The following is an 18,382-nucleotide window of genomic DNA, read 5'->3' as shown; positions in this document are numbered from 1 at the left end:
ATGCACATCGAGATCCTGGTGGAAGACAGCTCGGGGGAGCGGCTGCTGGCTTGCCTGCTCCCGAAGATCCTTGGCCCTCAAGGCGAACCGCATACCTGGCGGTCGCATACCTACAAGGGGATTGGCCGCATCCCGGCCGGCTTGAGAGCCTCCGCCGATCCGGCAAAGCGCATCCTGTTGGACCAGCTGCCGAGAATCCTGTGCGGATACGGCAAGACACCCGGTATCGACGCCGTGGTGGTGGTCGTGGACAGCGATCGCCGGGATTGCGTTGCATTTCTTCAAGAGCTGAAGGCGTTGGCTGCGCGATGTGATCCGGCACCGCGGACGCTGTTCCGTTTGGCGATCGAGGAAGTCGAGGCATGGTATCTGGGCGACCGGGCGGCTCTGGAACAGGCCTACCCTCAGGCCAAGCTCAAGCTGCTCGATGGCTATGTCCAAGACAGTGTTTGCGAGACTTGGGAGACGCTTGCGGATGCCATCTACCCTGGGGGTCGGATGGCGATCAAGAAGGCCGGCTGGCCGCTGCCGGGTCAGATCAAGCATGAATGGGCCGAGCGGATCGGGCCATTCATGGATATCGAAACCAACACCTCTCCGAGCTTCCGCAAGCTGCGCGACGGGTTGCGGAGCCTGATCGCGGAGATCACCTGACGATGGATCGCGGGCAGCCTTGGGGCATCGGCGACTGGTGTTGGCACAGCCGCCAGGCAACACCCTGCCGCATCCTGGATCGCCAGGAGATGTGGGGCGATGTCGCCTATCGGGTGTGGTTGCCGACCAAGGACGCCGTCATCCGCGTTCGCTCGCAGGATCTCGGATTGCTGGATGCCGCCGAGCCGACGGTGAATCAGATCCTGCACACGGCGGCCGCCGCGAAGCTGCTCGACGCCTTGGAAGACAACCTGCTGTTGGCGCCGATGCAATCGAGCGTCGTGCCTCTGCCCCATCAACTCCACGCGTTGAATCGGGCGATTGGAGGAAGCGGCGGCGGGCGGATCCGCTTCTTGCTTGCCGATGAGGTCGGTCTCGGCAAGACCGTGGAGGCTGGACTGATCCTGCGTGAATTGAAGCTGCGCGGTCTGGCACGGCGGATCCTGGTGGTCGCGCCCAAGGGGCTGGTACGGCAATGGCAGGCGGAGATGCGGCTGCATTTCGGCGAGTCGTTCCGGCTGATCGAGCCGTCCGATCTTGCGGCCTTTCGGGCCTGGCGCGCCGGCGCCGCCGGAGAAGACGACAATCTCTGGCTCGCTCACGATCAAGTGATCTGCTCCTTGGATGCCGTGAAACCGCTCGAAGGGCGACGCGGCTGGAGCCTTGAACAGTTGGCGACCTACAACCGGGAGCGTTTCGAGGATCTGGTCGCGGCGTCGTGGGACTTGGTCATCGTCGACGAATCCCATCGGCTGGGCGGCAGCACGGACCGGGTCGCGCGCTATCGGCTCGGCGCTGCATTGGCCGAGGCCGCGCCCTATCTGCTGCTGCTCTCCGCCACGCCACACCAAGGGAAGAGCGATCACTTTCTGCGTCTGATGCAGCTCCTGGATCGCGAGTCCTTTCCCGATGAAGGCAGTGTGACCCGCGAGCGCGTGCGTCGGTTCGTGATCCGCACCGAGAAGCGTGAGGCCATCGACGCCGAGGGTCAGCCCCTGTTCAGGCCGCGGATGACGCGGCTCCAAGCGGTCGCCTGGCAACCACGGCACCAGGCGCAGCGTCGTCTGTACGATGCGGTGACCGACTATGTCCGGCACGGCTGGAACCAGGCGATGGCGAACCAGCAGCGCCACGTGGGCTTTCTGATGATCCTGATGCAACGCCTGGTGACCTCCAGCACCGCGGCGATTCGGACCACCCTGGAAAAGCGACTCGCCGTGCTCCGGGAAACACCCGTCCAAGCCTCGCTGCTCGAGGGTCCGGATCAGGGCAGCCCCGGCGTGGACGACTGGGCCGAGCTGGATGGTCAGGCGCAGGTGGATATCGCTATCCAGGCCGCGAGCGAGAGCCGGGGCGGTTTGGCTCGGGAGCAGGCTGAGGTCGGCGTTTTGCTTGATTTGGCGCGCGAGACCGAGGCCGCCGGCACCGATGCCAAGGCCGAGGCGTTGCTGGAGCTGATCTACACGCTGCAACAGGAGGAAGGCGATCCGCTGTTGAAGGTGCTGGTGTTTACCGAGTTCGTGCCGACACAGCGCATGCTGGCCGATTATCTGGAGACGCGCGGCTTTTCGATCGCGTTGATCAACGGCGGGATGGACCTGGATGAGCGTGCCCGTGCCCAGCGTGCTTTCGCCGGGGAGTCGCGGGTGATGATCTCCACCGACGCCGGAGGCGAGGGGCTGAACCTGCAGTTTTGCCATGTCATCGTGAATTTCGACATGCCATGGAATCCGATGCGTGTCGAGCAGCGCATCGGGCGGGTCGATCGCATCGGCCAGCGGCATGTCGTGCGGGCGACCAACTTCGTGCTCGAAGACACGGTCGAGCTGCGCGTGCGCCAGGTCTTGGAGGAAAAGCTTGAGTTGATCGCCAAGGAGCTCGGCGTCGACAAGGCCGCGGACGTGATGGACTCGGTCGACACCGAGCCCTTGTTCGACGCGCTGTACCTGAGCGGCATTCAGGACCCGGCAACCATCGAGCAGGAGTGCGATGCCGCGCTCGACCGGATCCGCGACAAGATGGCGGAGTCACGCATGGACAGCGCAGTGCTGGCCGAAGGGCAGGTGTTCTCCGCGGACGATGCGCGCCGCTGGCGTGACCACCCGGCCCAATTCTGGCTGGAACGCGCGATCACGACAGGGCTCTCGGCGCGAGGGGGCGATGCCACGCGGGAGGGTCCGTTCTGGCGCTTGCGCTGGCTGGATGGCTCTGAATCGAGCCCGGTGTGCTTCGATGCGCGCACCGCGCAGGATCATCCGGAGGCACAGTGGCTGACGCTGGAGGATCCGCGCACCCGCGCACTGATCGGCGAGTTGCCGCGCTACGTGGTCGGTCAGCCGCTGGCACAGGTCTGGATCGATGGCCTGCCGGAGACCGTGGCCGGGGTCTGGTCCCTGTGGGAGATTGCAGTGTTCGCGGAAGACTTCAGCCGCAAGCGTTTTCTTCCGGTGTTCGTCAACGATCAGGGGCGGACCTTCATGCCGACCGCGCGACGCATCTGGGATCTTTTGCTGACCGAGGAGATCCGGGTGGTCGGGCTCGGGTGCGACGTTGGCGGCGATGCGCAACAGGCGTTCGGAGTGTCCCGTGAGGCGGCCACGAGCCAAGGCGAGCAGATCTTCGCCGGCCTGCTGGAGAGCCATCAACAACGCATCCGAGAGGCACGAGAGCGTGCGCGCGACGCCTTTGATTCGCGCTGGCAGGCGCTGGGCCGGATCGGACTGCCGGAGGTGCGCGCTTACCGTCGGCGTCGATTGGAGCAGGAGCATGCGCTGCGGTTGGCGTCGCTCGATGATGCCGAGGCCAGCATTCCGGAGCTCGAGCCGCTGATGCTGCTGCGCGTGGGGCCGGTCCCGGGTTCCTCGGACATGGGTTCGACGGAGAGGTGTTCACGGGAGCACACCGGCCGGACAGGCCAGGGAGATCGCCGATGAGCGCATGGAGCGAGCGGATCCTGAGCGAGTTTCCGCCCGACCTCTCGCGGCTCTGGATCGCCGCGGATCCGGATGACGTGCTGCTCGACGAGGAGATTCTCGCCGAGCTGCAGTCGCGCGGGTTCGAGGTGCTGCCGTTCGACGATTCGATCGGCTTTCGTACCGACTATGAAGAACGCTATCGCACGCCGTGGGACCGCGGCGAGTCCGGCGCTCGCCCGGCGCTGGTCCTGCATCGGCGCTCCGCCGAGTGCGCCGATCTGCCCTGGGATTATCTGCGCCAAGCGCGCATCGCCGCTCTGAGCCTGGCGAATCTGTTTCCGCGCTTGAGCTACGCTGTCGTGCGTCGGATCGATGCGACGCACCGGGCCACCTTGTTCGACGCCCAGGCGCGGCATGCGTCGCAGACCTTGGGCGAGGTGGCGACCAAAGACTTCATCCTCCTTCACGTCTTCCGTCTGGCTCCGCACCTGATCGAGCGTTCGGAAGACCTCTGGCGCGAGCTGCTGCGGCTTCATCGCCGGCATGTCACGTTGCCCGAGGTCTTGGCCGAGCATGTCGAGAGCATCCTGAGCACCAATCCGGTGTTCACGGGACTGCCCGTTCGCGCACTCTTCTCGTCGTCGGGGCTGCTGCTGCGTACCGTCCAGGACGCCTGGACCAGCGAGTTACAGGGCCTCGGCATCCAGGGCTCCCGCATTGCGGAGACCATGACGCGCGGGCCCGCAGTGCGGATCGAGATCCCGTTCGCGCATCCGGAGATTCGGGTGCTGGTGGAGTCGATGTTTCTGGACGGAAGTCTCCATCCACTCTTGGTCGGACATGTCCCGTCGGACCTTCCGGTCTGGGCGGCGGTCGGCATCCTGAAGGATCCGGCGGCGCTGCAACGGCTGGTGGCCGAGGGTCTGCAAGCCCTCCTGGACGGCCTGCCGACGATGGCGGCGACACATCGGGATTGGGGTGCCTTCGCCAAGCGACTCGGGGAGATCCTGGTGCGGTTCCGTCGGCTTGGCGCCGGATACGCCGAGCCGCTCCGGGACCTGCTTGAGCGCGTGCAACGGGAGGCCGACGCCAGCCTGCTGTCATGGCTCGATGCACATTACTGGAATCTGCCGTCGCTGCCGGTCGCGGGTGCACCGGTCATGGTGCATCATGTGCCGCGTTTTCTTGCCTTGCGCCGTAGTGCGGGTGAAACCAAGCTCGCGTTGCTGGTGTTCGATGGCCTGGCGATCGACGATTGGATCGAGATCCGAGAACGACTCGCCGAGCGTGCCCCGAGGCTGGCGTTCGACGAAGGCGCCTGCTTTGCCTGGCTGCCGACCCTGACCTCGGTGTCCCGGCAAGCACTGTTTGCCGGGATGCAGCCGCGAGAGCTGGCCGATTCGATCGAGACCACCGGCCGCGAGCCGCAACTCTGGGAGCGCTTCTGGAAGGATGAGGGCTTGCCGGCGTCCGCCGTGATCTATCGCAAGAGCATCCGCGAGAACGCCCAGCTCGACGCCTTGCTCGAAGCGCTCGCCGACTCTGCGGTGAAGGTCGCCGGGATCGTCGTCGATACCGTCGACAAGATGGCCCATGGCGCTTTCCTCGGCAAGGCCAGCGTCGCGGGCCAGATCCGTGACTGGTGCGACACCGGCTTTGCCGATCGGCTGTTCACGGGCTTGCTCGATGCCGGTTTCCAGGTCTATGTCACTGCCGATCACGGCAATGTCGCGGCCGTCGGAATCGGTCGACCCCAAGAAGGCGTGATCGTCGATATGGCCGGCGAGCGGGTTCGGGTGTATCGAACCGAGGCGCTGCGCACCGCATCGGCTCAGGCGTTTCCCGGCACGGCAAGCCTGGCGACCCCGGCGCTGCCGCCGGACTTCCTCCCGCTCTTCGCGGGCGGCCGCACGGCCTTCGTGCCGAAGGACGAGCGGCTGGTGGCTCATGGCGGCCTTGCAGTCGAGGAGCTGATTGTCCCCTTCGTCAAGGTGAGTCGCACCCGTTGAGCAAGCGTCCGAACATCCCGCCCCAAATCGGCTTCGATCGATTCGTTCCGCTCGATTGGGCGCAATGCGCGCTGCGGGTGCGCAACGGTCAAGACAGCTTGGAAACCCTGGACGCCATGCTCCAGTCGGCGGAGCCAGGCGCGGCGTCCCGGAAGAAGAGCCGCAGTGTTCTGAAAGGCTTGTGGCTGGAGCCACGGCCCGAGCTCAGCGACTTCGCCGACCGCGGGGCCGCCATCGCGCGCGCGACATCCGATGCCGCGCTCCCGGCACTCTGCTGGGGGATGGCGATCACGGCCTACCCCTTCTTCGGCAAGGTGGCGGAAGTGATCGGGCGGCTCTCGGCCATTCAAGGCGACTGCACGACCATCGAGGTCCAGCGCCGCATGGCGGAGACCTACGGCGAGCGCGAGACCGCCTATCGTGCCACCAACCGGGTGATTCAGACGCAGGCCAGCTGGGCCGGCATCGTGCGCACCGACGAGGGTCGCCGCATCGTTCGGCGCGAGCCGTTGATGATCCGCGACGAGACACTGGTCACTTGGCTGATCGAAGGCGCGATTCGGTATGCCGGCAGAGCCTTGCCCGTGGCTGCACTGCAAGCGGCGACCGCGCTGTATCCGTTCCGACTGGAGGGCTCCCTCCCGTTCATGATCTCCATCAGCCCGACCCTGGAGTTGAGCGCCGACAGCGGTAACGCGCCGTTGGTGGCAATCCGGTAGCACGGTGCGCTCGGCGATCTACCGGCCCGACCGAGCTTCAAATCGTCGAGCTTGCTAAAGAGCTTCCTCGCGGACCGCCCGTCGATGCAGTCATGGGCATCGGCGTCGTTGGATCAGGATCAAACTGGGGTCGAGATCGAGCAGGGATGACACCGGACCCGATGACACGCACCGCCCGATGCGCGACAGCGCATGAGTCGTTCCCACGCGAGCTAGGGCCTGCGACTGCCACTGCAGGGATCGCCCTCCTCCGGATCCAGCCACGTCTTCAACTGCGCGGTGCGTCGGGTCGTCAGATCGGCCAGCACGGTGCACCGGCACATGGGATAGATGGAACCGTACTCGATTCGCTTTTCGGCGGCCGGATAGATCGCCTCCAGCTCGGCGTCCCGAAAGGCGATCCAGGCACGCTGCGCGGTCTTGAGCTTGGCGAGAAACAACGTCTCGCCGCGATAGCGCGTGAGGATGTCTTGGTAGGTGCGGTTCAGCTCGGCATCGGCTGCGTCCAGCTCGGCACAGGCACCCTGGTTCAGATCGAGTTGGGTCTGCGCCTGAGTCGCAGCAACCGCCAACAGCATGGACAGAAACAGGTTCAGTCGTATCATCGAGTACTCTCCCGCAAGGAAGCGATTCGGATTCGGCAGGCAGCGCCGCGTGTCGACGAGGCGCGACAAGGCGCGCGCCGACCGGCCGATGTTCCTTCACCAGCCGAGCCCTCGGAGCCGACATGATGACCTTCTCGTACCCGTCCCGCTACGCCGCTCGTCTCGCCGTCGGCGCCCTGCTGACGTTCCTGCTGCCGCCCGTGCTCGCCGCATCCCCGGACGCCCGATCCTTGATTGCGGCGCAGATCGCCGAGGGCTGCGGTGCCGAGGGTACCGGGCAATTCGCACCCGACGCAATCGTCGAGCGCGATCTGACCGGCGACGGCGCGTCGGATCTGCTGATCTCCCATGACGGACTCGCCTGCCGCTCCGGGGGACGCAGCGGCTTTTGCGGGATCCGCACCTGCCTGGTCGTGCCCTACGTGCGCCAAGGCGGGCGCTTGAGTCACAACACCGAGGTCATGGCGAACGGGGCGAGCATCGGTGCGGGCGAGCCGCCCGTCATCGCGCTCACGTCCGACGACGGCAGCCCGAATCCGATGCGTTGGAACGGGACGACGTTCGTCGAACGCTGACCGCTCCGTGTTTCGGGCCACCACTGGCGGAGTCGTCGCGGTCCGCACAAAACGGGGGAGCTCGCCCTGCCCTGCGGCGACGTCGTCTTCTTGCGCCCCCTCCGCATCAACGCCGGACACCTGCCCGAACCGGCGGCCCCGGACGGCCCGGTCAGCGACTTTCATCTGATTCGGGTCGACACCCCTGAGGCGATGCACGAGCGGCTCCTGCGGGTGGTGACCGAGCGCATCCCGGCGCGCTTCGGCCTGGATCCGATGCGCGACATCCAGGTGTTGACCCCGATGAACCGCGGCGGTCTCGGAACGCGCGCGCTCAACGTCGCCTTGCAGGCGGCGCTGAACCCGGAGGCCCAACCGCGCATCAAGCGCTTCGGTTGGACCTATGCCCCCGGCGACAAGGTCGTACAGTTGGTGAACGACTACGACAAGGAGGTCTTCAACGGCGACATCGGGCGAATCCGCACGATCGATCTCGAAGAAGGGCTTCTGACCATCGACTTCGACGGGCGCCCCGTCGCCTACGAGACCGGCGAGCTCGACGCCCTCGCGCTCGCCTATGCCACCAGCATGCACAAGGCCCAGGGCTCGGAGTACCCGGCGGTGGTCATCCCGCTGGCGACCCAGCATTACACCCTGCTGCAGCGCAACCTGCTCTACACCGCCGTGACCCGCGGCAAGCGGTTGGTGGTGCTGATTGCTCAACCCAAGGCGCTCGCCATGGCGGTGAAGCAGACCGGGGCCGGGCGGTTGACGCGGTTGCGGGAGCGGTTGCTAGAGATTTGAGACCTTCACATAACGCGGCGAGCGGAGAGTCGGCGACCCAGTTCAGGCAGATCGCTCACAACCCGTAGCTGCCAATGGAGTTCGGCTGGCGAGCGACCCCTATTCTAGCGGCGATAGGACGCCGACGCGCGGCCAGTGAATTGCCGGATCTGGATTTCGAGCCCTGTTTCGAGCTGCTGAACCCTTTCTTCACGGACCGGATCTGGGAAAAATTCCAGCCACCTTGACAGATTTTCCCAAACGCGCCTATTTGGCGGGCGCCAAACAACCTTGACCCCTGCCTCCAAAGCCAAGCACAAGCCTTCAAAGAAGCGTCTTCCGAAAACGACCTCTCGGTATGCAGGGAACCCCATGCTCCGCTGGAATACCGGCGAACCCGCAAGAGGCTCACCGTGATAACCAGAAATCAGAATAGGCTTCCCCGACCGGTGGACGACGAACAGGTCAACACCCTGGCAATCCCTGCAGGAATATGACGCAACCGGCCGACGTGTCGGGAAGTTCAGGACCCGGTACTGGGTCCCGGATAACGTCCCTGACGCCAAAGACAAAGCCCCCGCCTCATCCACGATCTTCACCTCCAAGATCGGGAAGCCTTTCGCGACCTTCTCTTGCTCGCATTCATGCGTCACCCAGATCTCAACGGCCAAAGCTCGTCCTGTTGATGACTGCGTTAGCAGCACATCCGCGATACACCCTTGAACCGGCCCCTCGATCTGCAACTGGTCAAACCGCGCTAGATCCACGGGCCACTCCCCATCAGGGCAAGAAGAAGACGACACGGGGCAACACGCCTTCGCTGGATACATAACCCGACAGGCTCGACCCTCCTCCCGCAGCCGCCTAAATCCTTCCGCGAAACACTCCTTGGCCAGGCGGTGAAGGTACGTCTCGCCCGAGCATGACTTCCCAGTGCCGTGAGCGAAATGTTTCGACCTCTCTTCACCGAGCTTCGGTATCATAGGCGCACCGCAAGCGATGCACGAATACCCCGCACCCCGAGCGTTACTTGACAGGCTTTGCGCGTCCACGAGTCCGCCATCTGCACCGCGAGCCAAGCGGTAAAGAATTCCTCGCGGTTGCGTACGTCCTCCGCGTATCATTTTCTGTTGTGTGTGGTGGTGATCGATATGACCCTTGCCCATCTCATTCGCCAACTCGTCTAGTCCTCATCGCACTGCAACCTATGGAAGACAACCGTCAGTGGGTTAAAGACGGCGAGTTTCCGCTCATGGAAAAACACCTGATCCGCGATCCTAGTCGGGCCATAGAACGACGCGGAGAGCGGAAAATCGAGTTTGATGGAGCTACTAAAAAGTCATGACCTCAGTACGCATAGCCCACATCGTTGACTCATCCGCCGTCACGTTTGGTCGCAGCAGTGTCCGAAAGGCTTAGCATGGTTCGCACATAAATTGCTGCGCGATATTACGCTCTCGTTTGCTTGTTACGTGTTTCGCGATGGAAGACGCAGCCTCACGCAAGGTCTTGACACGGCTGAGGGTTTTCATGGCCAAGGAACTCGATTCAGAAAATCTACGAGGGCTTGCGACTGAGAGCACGTGAAATGATCCTGCGGCAATCCGTTCCTACCGATTACCTCCGTCATCGGATCACCGGGACACCGAAACTGCCCGGTGATACATATCTGAGCCTTCTGCCTTTCGGCTGGCTTAATAGCCACTGGATCTCCGGCGGCTTCGTGTAAAAAGACATAGCTTTCTGCCGCATGCCATCGGTCCGTCCACTCATTCTTAACTAGTGGAGCGAGGATATCTTCGAGAGTGCCTGTCCCGGAAGCCCTATCATGGAAGACATAGAGTCCCACAGGAAATTCTTTGCCATTGACCCACTGAGCATGACTCGGCCTCTCAGCCGCATCGAGAATAGCGGCATAGTCTGTCGCGAAGGTTGCTTCGCGGCTCGCAACTCCCGCAACGTCCGCGTCAAAGAGAAATACGGCCGCAAGCTGAGAAACATCAGTGTTGAATGCTGGCAGTAACAACGCCTGAAGCTCGCGCAGCAATTCAATCGCTGCTACGGACGCTCCATCACCCGAGGAGCGCACCAACACGAAAAGCGTATCGTCAGCGGTAACTCGCAAGAGAGCTTCGAAACTGGGAAGAGGCGGATGCGCCGCTGCCTGGATGCGCAGTTCATCAATGGAACGGGCAGAGTATCGTTGTGCGATTAGGCTCTTCAGTTTAGGTTGCCTTGGATTCGCGGGATCGGGAACCTGGCCAAAGGGCGACGGCAGATCCCTAATTGGTTTTCCAATCCACTCAGCACCTTGCAGGACCCCGAGGCTTCTTGCAGTGAACACTACGTCGTGATTACCCTCGCAGAAGATCATGACAGACCGCATCACAGTCTCCGAAGGTCAACGTCGCCGACTTCGACGGCGCGTTTCAGTTCGGGGCCCGCAAAACGAACGGCCGTGCACTCACGATCCGTTTCGCGCTTCAGTAAATATGCGACTACGTCGTCGGTTCTGAAATGGTTCAGAAGGAAAGCGTCAACCGTCTCCTTGCTATGAGTTGTGATGAACACCTGAACATCGAAATCGACGGCGAGTTGCTGAACAAACTTGGTGAACTCGATCAGCACTCCCGTATGAATGGCGTTCTCGAATTCATCGATTAGCACAACCCCGCCCTGGGCTCCAGCGAATAAGAGACCGATTTGAAAAACTCGCTGAAGACCTTCTCCGAAGAATGACAAGTCAACTGCTTCGGTTAAATCGTTATGAGTCACGAGGAAGCGGCTATATTGGTCTGCGAGCGCAATGTCTTGGATTCCTGAATCAAGGTGCACCTGGATGAATGTTAGCACACGCTCCTTCGATTTAGCGCGAATGCTGGCCTCGTTGCAACGGACCAGGCTTGCGGGATCGGAAAGTGAAAAAGGTGAATGTAAGAGGGCCGGGCACAGCCAACGGGCTTCGCCGTTGATGCGCGTCCGGCGTGTCCGACCGACGAAAAAATCCGTGACCGATCGCTGCTCACGGCCGGCATATGAAGACGTCATGACCAACGTTCGGAGGTAGGTTGCCCAATCTTCGTCCGTATCCTCGGGATCTTCCAACGCCGCTAGACGGAGCGCCACCACGTTGTCTGCTCTTGTATCGTATTCGCCTTTTAAGGCCGCAGCGACAGGCAACTGGTTTACTGTCCACGACGGCTCTGAATCCGGGTCGACCCGACTGCGCCGCCGAAGAACCTCGAGCACCGCCCGAGGATCCACCTGATGGGCCAGCAAGTACACGGATTCCAATACGCTCGTCTTACCAGCGTTGTTAACGCCCACGAGAAGGTTTACGCGACCCAAACCATCAAGCTTTAGTCCTGAAATAGCACGGTAATTCTCTACTTCGATGGATCTGAAGTGGCTCGCAGCTACATCAGTGTAAACCGGCCATGCCCTCTCAGAGCCGCTCGTCGATGGCTTTCTCTTCTTCGCAAGTGCAATTGCCTCCATACGTGCCGTCATTGCGTCCACGCGGTCGAGTTCGCTTGATGACATGCGCGGGGCGAGTTGGAATAGCCTGCTTACGTCTTGGTTGCACCGCTCTAATGCACCATCGATCTCGTTCTTGACGAGAAGATCGCTTGATAGGCTCGCGGCTTGAAGGCTCCGGGTCTCTTCGAGGCGCTTTACCGCCTCGTTATCCTCGATAATCTTGGCGAGTTCGCGGATCTGACCGCCCGTTGTGATCACCGGCTCCCCAGTGTGTGATGCGGCCTCGGCGTTGCACTCCTCGTCTTCGTCATTTTCAGGCTCACGCGATAGCCATGAGAACAGCCTCTCCAAATTGGACTGGTTCTTCGACCGTTCTCCCTCCTGGTCCCAGTCGAGCCACGTTCGAAGCGATGGTGCCTTCAAAACCTCGCGGAAAAGATTGAACATGTCCGACGAGAACTGATCGCCGTAATCACTTGCTCGATAGGCATCGCTGAGCGCGAGTGTTCTGATGGACAGATTAAGTTCACGTTTGCTTACTCCGAGCGATCGGCAAATCTCGTCCGGCTCTTTTCCAAATTCGTCTCGTAAACGCATCATCAATCGCGCCTGGTTGACCGCAGGCCAGCGTCGCTTGCCACTGATGTGATGGAGTCCCATCACGACTAGCTGGTGTATTTCGTCTGTATCCTCATAAAGGATGCAAGGCACGGCGCTGAATATCGCTGAACTTAGGTTCCCAAGATGGCCGGTAGAGTCGTTCCATCTGGATTGGAGGTACTTCAGCGTAGCGACCCGGCGGTTGCCCTCAACGACGAGATATTTTCGCTCTGCGAGCTTGCGCACATGAATCGGCTCGACATCGAGCCAGCCGTTTTGCGTAAAACTTGCGACGAGGTCGGCGACTTGATCGCCGTTCTGGCCGATAAGGAATCGGCGTGTACGGCGCTGAACCTCATCGTTAATAAGCTCTGGTTCTTCGACCTTTCGATAATCCTCGTGGTCGATGAAACGATAGTTGTTTGGATCGAGGTACAGGCTCGCGATCGAAAGACTGAGTCGCCTGCCACGGGTTTCCGCAGGACCTATCTCAGGAGCGGAAATGTTGCTCATGCATGTTCTCCGGTTAGCCTGCAGAAGCCGAGTAGCTGAATACACCGCTAACAGGCAACTAACTGCTGTTCGACGTGCACATAGTTTGTCTGAAGGCTCGGTATGCCGGGTCGCCTGCCGAGCTTGACTGGTCCGGTCACGACAAGGTCGTGGTCTCCGTGTCCCGTTCCCTTAGAGAAAACCACCCGCATGCTACGACCAACGATGGTACATCGATACCGAACTATCCGCTTAAAGCGCATGCCGCTCTGCACCACTCGCGCACACACCAGCTAGCTGGATCCCTTCGTGCACTCGAGATCGGGTCCAACACCCGGTTTCCGATCCGGCATGTGTGCTCGGTTCGGCCAATCCGGACGAGGCGGCCCCGGTGTCAGGCCGGCGGGTTCGCTTCGATCGGCACCGTGCGCATCTCGCCCGCGCCGTCACACCTGGTTCGCACGAGGCGACGGGGCAACCGCTGCGAGTCCCTCTTGGAACGCGACCGTGCCCCGCTGCAGCGTGCCGTCGAAGGACACTACGGGGAAGACCTCCGGCTGGACGCCCTAGAGGACGAGGTCCGGCCCGGCGCAGCGCATCTATATCGGCGGCGGCGTCACTGAGCATTGCTTCAGTAGTCGAGGTACTCCGCCTCATGAGTTCCCGCGCGCTTGAACGGGATGACCAGCACCCGCTAGGTCTGTTCAATCTTGCCACGCAGGGGTTGAGTTGGCCCCGACCGAACGGGTGATCCACAACGCCGGGTGATTCCTGTTATGGGGACTGGCCAGCCCTGCCACTATGAGCGCGAGATCAAGAACAGGCGCGGCATGCGCAAGGCCCTTCTCGAAACCGTAGCGCACGGCGAGAGACGTCATGATCCCGCTCTCCCCTGCTCGCAAACCACCGGGCTTTGTAAGACGCATGCGTTCGAAGGCGTCGCCTTTGCGGGCGCGGCTGTCGGACGGAAGGCCGATGGCGCGTAGTATCCGGTCACTCGCTTTCCGTTGTCGATCCGGGATGGCATCCTCTGCGGCTCTTCTGCACCACCGACATGGTTGTCGTGGCACCAAATACCCGATCGCCGGAACTCGCATGGCGACCAAGTCAAAAGGGCGGGAACGGCTGACTCGATCGCGGGAGCCGTTAGTGGAATCGGTGGGCGACTCGAGGCACCTCCGAGACCAACTCCCGTGCAAACCGAAACGCCGGACACATGTGTGGAATTTGAACAGGGCGCGGCGAGTTGGTCATGCCCGCCGCGAGCGACGAGGTGTGCGGTATTGCGACCTTGACTCCGCTGGACATGGCCACCGGCAAGCTGCTGGCCAACTCCGATCGCTGGGCCGACGATGCGGCCTTTAGCCGAGCAGTCTTCGGATCGTGGACAAAACGACCCGCTTCAAACCGCCCGGATCAGTCGCTCTCGAAGTGACGATGATGCATGTCCGCATCATCGTGCCGTCGCATGAGAAAGGGGTCACTCGGATCGAACGGATTCCTCACGAGACGGAGCGGAAACAAACGACCACAGACTTGATCGTCCTCGTCGTCGCACTCGTCCCCGTCAACGCTCGGAGCGTGTTCGCCATTGAAAAAATTCCTCACGACACCGACGGCTGTCAGGACCATCAGCGACGCAAAACCCGCATCGGCGTCGATCGCGAATGCCGCCACGATCACCACCGGCACGGCAAGCATCCACCGAACGCGCCGCGGGATGGTCCGCAGCGCGCGAAAGACGTGTTTCAGTTTCATCATCAAGACCCTCTCTCGCCTGCCCCCGATCCTTTGAGCCGTCGCAGCCCGTCCATCACGACATCGTAATCCACGGTGGCGCGATTACCCGCCTTGCCCTCGTAGTAGCTTTGGTTCGACGCGTCCATCGGGAGCCCGGCCCAGACTTTGGACAGTCGGTAGTTGAACGTGGCGTCATCGATGGTCCCGCGCTGCCAGGCGTTGAAGCCTGCATCGCGCATCAAGACCAGCCCCATCCGGTCTTGAAGCTCGGGCGTGAACGGCTCGCTGCCCGAGAGACCCATCCGCACCCTGAGGCGATCCAGAGTGTCGTCGATGATCTGATAGCGTCCGATCGGAGAGCCACCCCGGGTCTTCACCAAGTCCTTTTGCAGATCGCGGATCCGATCGAGCGTCAGCGTCGACAGATCCACCGTATTCTGACCGGCGTTGCCGTACCATGCATTGTAGTTCCCGCCGGACTCGGCGCTCGCGATGATGTCCAGCACCCCTCCGGCCGCACCGCCGACGGTCGATGTCGCCGCCCCCGTCCCCGCGCCTGCCGAGAGTTGGGTCGTTGTTTCGCTCGGCCTTGGCAATCGACGCATCCCTAACCCGGATTGTTCAGTTTTTTTTTCCGTCGCTGCTCCGTGGCTGTTGTAGTTTCCGATCAGGCGAAGGTCGGTGTCTTCGCGCGAGACCGCCGCGCGCTCGATCAGCTCGGCGATGTGTTCACCGCGAGTCCCGCCCCCGGCTTCCGCGACCACCGCGGCTCTGGCGGCTTGTTGGGCTTGACTGGGCAGGTCCGCAAACACCGATCCGGTGGACTCCCGAAACAGGTCGTGTTGGGCGGATGTCAACCCGAATCCGGCGACCTCCTGCATCCGTGCCGCAACGATGGTGTCGACGGCCTTGGTCCAGCCGGCTTCGCCGCCCGCAGCCGCCTTTCCGGCCGAGACCGCGTCCGCAACACCGCCCCCGCCGGCCAAGGTGGATCCGAACGCCTTCGCGGCCGCGACCGTCCGATCCAGACTCCCGCCCGCGCCGGCCGCCGTCAGAGTCCCGACCTCGGCCGCTTTGATCAGGATCCCCCCGACCTCGTTGTGAAGGGTCCGTGCGGCGGAGCGCGGCAGGATGGCCTGCCGATCGATGAGCGCACCGAGCCGGTCGCGGTTCTGCGCACGGACATCCGCCTCGTGCTCCTCTCGGCGGCTCGCAACCGCGTCGCGACTTTGGCCATGGAATTGCGCGACGGCGGACGGATCGTCGGCACCGCCCGCAATGCGCCCGTGCGCGTCGATCTCGCCGTGCAACCCGGCCACCCGTGCGGTCGGATCGCTCACCCCTGCCCGCTCGAAGGTCTCCCGTGCCGATCCGAAGCTCGGCGCTCCGTCCGCAAGGCCGGCGTGACGGTTCGGATCGCTGTCGGGTCCGGGTCGATGGGTCCCGAAGAGATCCCCCAGAATGCCGTACCCCGCTTCCTTCGCGCTTTGCGCCTCGGCGGGGCTGAACGTCCGGGTGGTGGCACCCTCCGCATGCCCGATCAGGAGTGCGATACCGGCCGCCGCCTGCGCGGAGTCCGCCGTCATGTTCTTCGCGTAGGCCCACGAGCCCGCCAGGGTCTGGTGATCCCCGGCGAGGTTGCGCCGATCGATCTCCTGCATCACCCGCGTCATCATTGTCGGATTCTCGGCGATGGCATGACCGATTTCCGAGGCTCCGAAGCGACCCATCGCGCCGTAGCGGCTCTCCATGGACCGCGCGCGCTCCAGCGAAAGCGAGGTGGTGACGACATCGTCGGCGGAGCGGGTCAGCCGCGCGCTCTCCTCGTCGGTGAGCCGTTGCGAGAACACGTTTCGCCGTCCGGTCTGTTCGTCGACCTTGATCGACTCGGCCATGCGGGCCTCGAACCCCGCGTCACCCGTGACGCGTCGGGAGATCTCGCCGGCAAGGGAATCGGCGATCGTCTTATCGACGCCGTAGGTTCGCTGAAGGTCGCCCGAAATCGACGCCTTCCCGGCGCGTCCTTGATCGTTTTTCCCGCCCGACAGACCGCCGGCCAAAGCTGCCGCGATGCCCGAGCGAGACACCTCGTCCTGTCGGTAACCCGACGCGATCGATTCGGCTTCGGCCAGGAGCGTCTTATCCGTCGCGCTGCCTGTGGCCGCATACTCCCAGCCCTTCGAGCGCGCATCGAAGCTCTCGCCCGACCGGGACGCCGTCGCGCTCGCGGCCGCACCCAACGCGGACGAAAAGCGGGAGCTGGCCTGTTGCACGGCCTGCTCGCCGGAGCGCACGCTGTCCTGCATGGAGCGCCCGACATCCGCCGACCAGAGCACGGAGTTCGCGTTCGGCGTCGTCGTGCCGGTGAGCGGGGCATGGGTCTTGAGCGACCCCATCGACAAGGCGGCTGCGGGATTCACCGCATCGGGGCTCGCGATCTTCTCGTTGACGTGGTCGCCGCCTTGCAGGCGCCCGGCCAAATGGGTCGCGGTGACCGCCGAGCCGTAGATCAGCATCAAGGAGATCGCCGGCGTGCTCGCCGCGAGCATGCCGCCGACCCCGAGATAATCCGAAAGGATGAAGTCGAGCTTCCACAGCGCGAAGATCGAGGGCAGCTCCAGGTTGCCCATGCCGGCATTGCGCAGGGCGTCGAGTTTGCCTTGGGTCGTCAGGATGATGTAAAGGTTGATGACGGCGAGGATCGGCTGCCAGAGCTGGATCCAGAGGCCGAACAGCAGGTACTTGCCGATCATGCGGATGCCGATCGTGCCGAGCCCGACGGCGAAGACCATCAGCGGGGAGACGGCGAACAGGAACGCCTCGAAGAAGGTCATCATGGGGCGCACGATGCGCGCGAACAGGGTCTCCTCGGCCGCCCATTGGGTGTTGCGCTGCTGGGCCGCCTGAGTGATGGTCGCGGCGGTTTCCCAGCGCCCGAGCTCCTCCCACACCTGCGCCTCGCCCTTCGGCAAGACGCTCGCCGCCACCGACATCACCATGTAGTTCTGCGCGTCCACCCCGGCGCCGGCGACGGCATCCAGAGCGGTCTGCACGGCGTTGTCCACCTCCCCGGCCTGCACGGCGAGGGTGGCGGCGAGCGAGCCGCGCAGCGCGGGCAGGAACTCGGTGGTGGTGTAGGCGGACAGATCCGCCCAGGCGTCGTCGCATTCCTTCACGACCGGGGCCCCGCCCAGCCACAGCTCGGTGGTCGGCATCGGATTGGCCACGGCCAGGGCGCCGGTCCAGCTCGGATCGCGCAGCACGCTGTCCAGGGAGCGCTGTCCGGTGTCCACCTCGTAGAGCACGCACTCGGCGATGTAGTTGACGAAGGAGCGCTCGATGTCCGCGCCCGGGGTGGGGCTGTTGGCCGCACCGAGCCGCGCGCGCGACAGGGTGCCCGCACGCACGCTCTGCAGGATCTGCAGGGGTGCGGCGAAGCCGTAATCGGTCATCGCCGGGGTGGAGAACGCCTGCTCGAAGAGCCGGGTGACGCCGTACCCCACCTGCGAGAGCGCCGAGCCCACGGCGGCCACGCCGAGGGGGACGTTGTCGACCCGGTGCACCGCTCCGGAGTAGAGGTCCTCCACGCTCACCCGTGCGCTCGGACCGAACATACCCAGATAGATGACCAGCGCGATCAGCATCTGCTGGTACTGGGGTGCGCGCGCCTGCACCATGCCTTGGAAGGTGACCAGGATGACGCCGATCAGGAAGCCGACCCCGGCGAGCTGGCTCATGTTGCCGGTGCCCATGAGCATGGCCACCGCGTTGAGGACCGCCGCGAGGTAGGCCGCGTCGCCGATGGAATAGATCTCGAACATGGAAGCCGCC

Annotated in this window: 11 protein-coding genes and 1 pseudogene; 7 read left to right on the top strand and 5 right to left on the bottom strand. The window is 63.3% G+C overall.

Annotated elements, in window-relative coordinates; translation table 11 throughout:
• The 4 genes from KFB96_RS03100 to KFB96_RS03085 are packed head-to-tail and all read left to right on the top strand — an operon-like array spanning position 1 to position 6,297.
• Entirely contained in the window at positions 1-654 is a 654-nt protein-coding gene (locus KFB96_RS03100; RefSeq protein ID WP_213458906.1) for a DUF4276 family protein, read from the top strand.
• Positions 655-656: 2 nt separating this feature from the next.
• Entirely contained in the window at positions 657-3,587 is a 2,931-nt protein-coding gene (locus KFB96_RS03095; RefSeq protein ID WP_300971257.1) for a DEAD/DEAH box helicase, read from the top strand.
• Positions 3,584-5,578, top strand: coding sequence for a BREX-3 system phosphatase PglZ (pglZ, locus tag KFB96_RS03090; protein ID WP_213458905.1), 1,995 nt, complete (start codon positions 3,584-3,586; stop codon positions 5,576-5,578). Before KFB96_RS03095 ends, pglZ begins: the two co-directional genes overlap by 4 nt.
• Positions 5,575-6,297, top strand: a complete 723-nt coding sequence (locus KFB96_RS03085; protein ID WP_213458904.1) for a hypothetical protein — start codon at positions 5,575-5,577, stop codon at positions 6,295-6,297. Before pglZ ends, KFB96_RS03085 begins: the two co-directional genes overlap by 4 nt.
• A 212-nt stretch (positions 6,298-6,509) precedes the next feature.
• Here KFB96_RS03085 and KFB96_RS03080 read toward each other — a convergent pair whose 3' ends face one another.
• Positions 6,510-6,902, bottom strand: a complete 393-nt coding sequence (locus KFB96_RS03080; RefSeq protein ID WP_300971256.1) for a lysozyme inhibitor LprI family protein — start codon at positions 6,900-6,902, stop codon at positions 6,510-6,512.
• A gap of 122 nt (positions 6,903-7,024) precedes the next feature.
• Between KFB96_RS03080 and KFB96_RS03075 the strand changes: the two genes are divergently transcribed.
• Both KFB96_RS03075 and KFB96_RS03070 read left to right on the top strand, forming a co-directional pair.
• Positions 7,025-7,477 carry a hypothetical protein gene (locus KFB96_RS03075; protein ID WP_213458903.1) on the top strand — a complete coding sequence of 151 codons (453 nt, stop codon included), beginning with the start codon at positions 7,025-7,027 and terminating at the stop codon, positions 7,475-7,477.
• Between the two features lie 102 nt (positions 7,478-7,579).
• Positions 7,580-8,260 (top strand): annotated as a pseudogene (locus tag KFB96_RS03070) (ATP-dependent RecD-like DNA helicase); the annotation flags it as partial.
• A 1,507-nt stretch (positions 8,261-9,767) separates the two neighbouring features.
• On the opposite strand, the gene KFB96_RS03065 reads toward KFB96_RS03070, so the two are convergent.
• Together KFB96_RS03065 and KFB96_RS03060 are read right to left on the bottom strand one after the other, a co-directional pair.
• A complete protein-coding gene (locus tag KFB96_RS03065) occupies positions 9,768-10,625 on the bottom strand; it encodes a DUF3226 domain-containing protein (RefSeq protein WP_213458902.1) in 858 nt (285 codons plus the stop codon).
• On the bottom strand, positions 10,625-12,832 hold the full coding sequence (locus KFB96_RS03060; protein WP_213458901.1) for an AAA family ATPase: 2,208 nt from the start codon (positions 12,830-12,832) through the stop codon (positions 10,625-10,627). The genes KFB96_RS03065 and KFB96_RS03060 overlap by 1 nt, the downstream gene beginning before the upstream one ends.
• A 1,231-nt stretch (positions 12,833-14,063) precedes the next feature.
• On the opposite strand from KFB96_RS03060, the gene KFB96_RS03055 reads away from it, so the two are divergent.
• Positions 14,064-14,246, top strand: coding sequence for a hypothetical protein (locus tag KFB96_RS03055; protein ID WP_213458900.1), 183 nt, complete (start codon positions 14,064-14,066; stop codon positions 14,244-14,246).
• Here KFB96_RS03055 and KFB96_RS03050 read toward each other — a convergent pair.
• On the bottom strand, positions 14,228-14,512 hold the full coding sequence (locus tag KFB96_RS03050; RefSeq protein ID WP_213458899.1) for a hypothetical protein: 285 nt from the start codon (positions 14,510-14,512) through the stop codon (positions 14,228-14,230). The genes KFB96_RS03055 and KFB96_RS03050 overlap by 19 nt on opposite strands.
• Positions 14,513-14,571: 59 nt before the next feature.
• Positions 14,572-18,372, bottom strand: a complete 3,801-nt coding sequence (locus KFB96_RS03045) for a conjugal transfer protein TraG N-terminal domain-containing protein (protein WP_213458898.1) — start codon at positions 18,370-18,372, stop codon at positions 14,572-14,574.
• Positions 18,373-18,382: the final 10 nt, after the last annotated feature.

The sequence above is a fragment of the Thiocapsa sp. genome (genome assembly GCF_018399035.1).
Taxonomy (GTDB): Bacteria; Pseudomonadota; Gammaproteobacteria; order Chromatiales; family Chromatiaceae; genus Thiocapsa.
This window is presented reverse-complemented; position numbering and strand designations above follow the sequence as displayed.

Bases quoted from the DNA above. Each gene is read 5' to 3' on its own strand.
- pglZ (WP_213458905.1), top strand. From the start codon at position 3,584: ATGAGCGCATGGAGCGAGCGGATCCTGAGCGAGTTTCCGCCCGACCTC.
- KFB96_RS03060 (WP_213458901.1), bottom strand. From the start codon at position 12,832: ATGAGCAACATTTCCGCTCCTGAGATAGGTCCTGCGGAAACCCGTGGC.
- KFB96_RS03050 (WP_213458899.1), bottom strand. From the start codon at position 14,512: ATGCTTGCCGTGCCGGTGGTGATCGTGGCGGCATTCGCGATCGACGCC.
- KFB96_RS03045 (WP_213458898.1), bottom strand. From the start codon at position 18,372: ATGTTCGAGATCTATTCCATCGGCGACGCGGCCTACCTCGCGGCGGTC.
- KFB96_RS03080 (WP_300971256.1), bottom strand. From the start codon at position 6,902: ATGATACGACTGAACCTGTTTCTGTCCATGCTGTTGGCGGTTGCTGCG.
- KFB96_RS03095 (WP_300971257.1), top strand. From the start codon at position 657: ATGGATCGCGGGCAGCCTTGGGGCATCGGCGACTGGTGTTGGCACAGC.
- KFB96_RS03055 (WP_213458900.1), top strand. From the start codon at position 14,064: ATGCCCGCCGCGAGCGACGAGGTGTGCGGTATTGCGACCTTGACTCCG.
- KFB96_RS03100 (WP_213458906.1), top strand. From the start codon at position 1: ATGCACATCGAGATCCTGGTGGAAGACAGCTCGGGGGAGCGGCTGCTG.
- KFB96_RS03065 (WP_213458902.1), bottom strand. From the start codon at position 10,625: ATGCGGTCTGTCATGATCTTCTGCGAGGGTAATCACGACGTAGTGTTC.
- KFB96_RS03075 (WP_213458903.1), top strand. From the start codon at position 7,025: ATGATGACCTTCTCGTACCCGTCCCGCTACGCCGCTCGTCTCGCCGTC.